The organism is Vibrio sp. 10N.222.55.C6 (assembly GCF_041473395.1).
GTDB classification, from domain to species: domain Bacteria; phylum Pseudomonadota; class Gammaproteobacteria; order Enterobacterales; family Vibrionaceae; genus Vibrio; species Vibrio crassostreae_C.
In genome coordinates this window covers 1-1,949 of sequence record NZ_JBFRSD010000280.1, presented here as the reverse complement: position 1 = coordinate 1,949, position 1,949 = coordinate 1, and the positions used below count along the sequence as shown (strand labels likewise).

Annotated in this window: 5 protein-coding genes; all 5 read left to right on the top strand. The window is 38.0% G+C overall.

Annotation, left to right across the window (positions count from 1 at the left end):
* A partial coding sequence (locus tag AB4486_RS23675) for a hypothetical protein (protein ID WP_372119017.1) occupies positions 1 to 526 on the top strand: 526 nt, incomplete at its 5' end.
* Positions 527 to 632: 106 nt separating this feature from the next.
* A complete protein-coding gene (locus AB4486_RS23670) occupies positions 633 to 935 on the top strand; it encodes a hypothetical protein (protein ID WP_061025801.1) in 303 nt (100 codons plus the stop codon).
* Complete coding sequence (locus AB4486_RS23665) at positions 928 to 1,224, top strand: hypothetical protein (RefSeq protein ID WP_136975760.1); 297 nt, start codon at positions 928 to 930, stop codon at positions 1,222 to 1,224. Before AB4486_RS23670 ends, AB4486_RS23665 begins: the two co-directional genes overlap by 8 nt.
* Complete coding sequence (locus AB4486_RS23660; RefSeq protein ID WP_061025797.1) at positions 1,217 to 1,450, top strand: hypothetical protein; 234 nt, start codon at positions 1,217 to 1,219, stop codon at positions 1,448 to 1,450. The genes AB4486_RS23665 and AB4486_RS23660 overlap by 8 nt, the downstream gene beginning before the upstream one ends.
* Before the next feature lie 164 nt (positions 1,451 to 1,614).
* Positions 1,615 to 1,949, top strand: a 335-nt coding sequence (locus AB4486_RS23655) for a recombinase family protein (protein WP_372119012.1), incomplete at its 3' end; no start/stop codon positions are given.

Sequence of the window (1,949 nt, the reverse complement as noted above, 5' to 3'; positions counted from 1 at the left end):
TGTAAGTAGTGATGAACTAGATGTTTCAGAGTGTCGTCCGTATTTGGAAACGTATCATGTGTTTGTGCCTAAAACTAGACTAACGAAAACGTTTTCCGATACAGTTTTACCGAAGTTGATTGAATTGACACGTGAACAAGGCAAATTAAAGCAGCAAGCGGAAGAGGCATCTAAGAAGGCAGCTATTGAGAAAGAGAAACAAGATCAACTAGCGAACTGGCATAAAAATGAATTAAGCGATATGGCTTTTGCTATCGTTGGCATTGAAGTGTGTATGGAAAAAGGCACGTACTTTCTACCAACAGATCGACGAGCAAAAAAAGTAATCAATGATTGGAAGTCGTATGCCAGAAATGACATATATTCGAAAGTTGATGGAAAACATTATTGGGATGAATCCTTTTATCAACAACGTCGACAATCAGCTTTTACTATGGTTAGAAGTGTATGGGACAATGATTATCTGAGTTTTTCTGACGCGTGCGCTAGTCTTCGTAATGTCGTTGACTCAGAAACGAACAAATAAAAAACCTAATTGAACAACGTTGAAAGGAGCTGATAGCTCCTTTTTTGTATCTGTTAACTCCATAAATAAAAGAAAATAACAATAGAAATAACGGGATAACGGAACAATGACATTATTCAATTCACAATCAGCTTCTGAAGCTGGTCGAAAGTCTAGAAGAACATCGGCAAAGAAATTAGTCATCGATTCAACACTCGACGATGAAGAACTAACAAAGAATGCGTTAAACGGTGATTACGGTGCGATAACACAGAGACAAGTGTTGTTGATGTTAGTTCAATACCATCTTAAGCAAAAAGACAGACTGTTAAAACAGAGACTCGATGAAGAAGACCTTGTATCGGCTGCTTACTTGAAGACATTATCAAGGAACGAACTTGAACGAATCATGGAGTCACATAATGCTTAAGCCAGTTAAGAAAGTGCAACAAGGCTCGGGCTCGGACTCGGCTTATTGTGAATTGATACATCTTGATCTTCTTCGTGAAGTTGGTTCTTTAGACGAGCATCAACGAGAATTGCTTAAAGACCGAGAATATCAAGAAGAGGCAGATAAACGAATCAATGAGATTCGAGAAAACATGAGGCAACATGAACAAACTCGTCTTGCTTCACAAGAAGAAGCTTTGCTTGAGCAGTCTAGAAGTCAAAAAAAGCGTAGGGATGAGTTGGAACAACTAGGCGGCACGAATGAATAAGCTATTATCAGGACTTATTATCATGCTAATGCCGTTAGCAATTTCAAACATATCATTCTCAAGCAACTACGGTGAGTTAAACTCGACTTTAGATACTTTGGTTGTACAGCAAGGATTGATGATTGAAAGAACGGATGTTTTCTTGAAAGATATTGAGTCAATTAAACAAACAAGTATACAAAACGGTGAGCGAATAGAGTCACTTGAAAAGCTACTTATCGATTAAAGAAAGCCCTCGTAGAGATACGGGGGCTTTTTTGTATTCATTTGACTACTGTCTAAGAACACACTTTGATGAATACGCTAAATGTATTCAATTAGGTTGCTATATGCCGTGAACACAGCCTATTGTAGTTACGTCTAAAGTTAAATGAATACAGAAGGTGGTTTATGAGCAAAGTGGGTTATGTTCGGGTTTCAACTGTTCAACAGAACACTGTTAGACAATTGGATGGTGTTGAATTGGACAAAGTGTTTACCGATAAATGCAGTGGCTCAACAACTGAAAGAGTAGAGCTACAGAGATTGAAAGAGTACGTTCGTGAAGGCGACACTTTGGTTGTTCATGACATATCTCGTCTTGCTCGTGATATGAAAGATCTACTTGGATTGATCGAGTTCTTTAATGTTAAGTCAGTAGCAGTTCAATTTGTAAAAGAGAATATGCTTTTCAGTGCTGATAAAAGCAACCCTATGAATGAGCTGTTATTGAACCTATTAGGGGC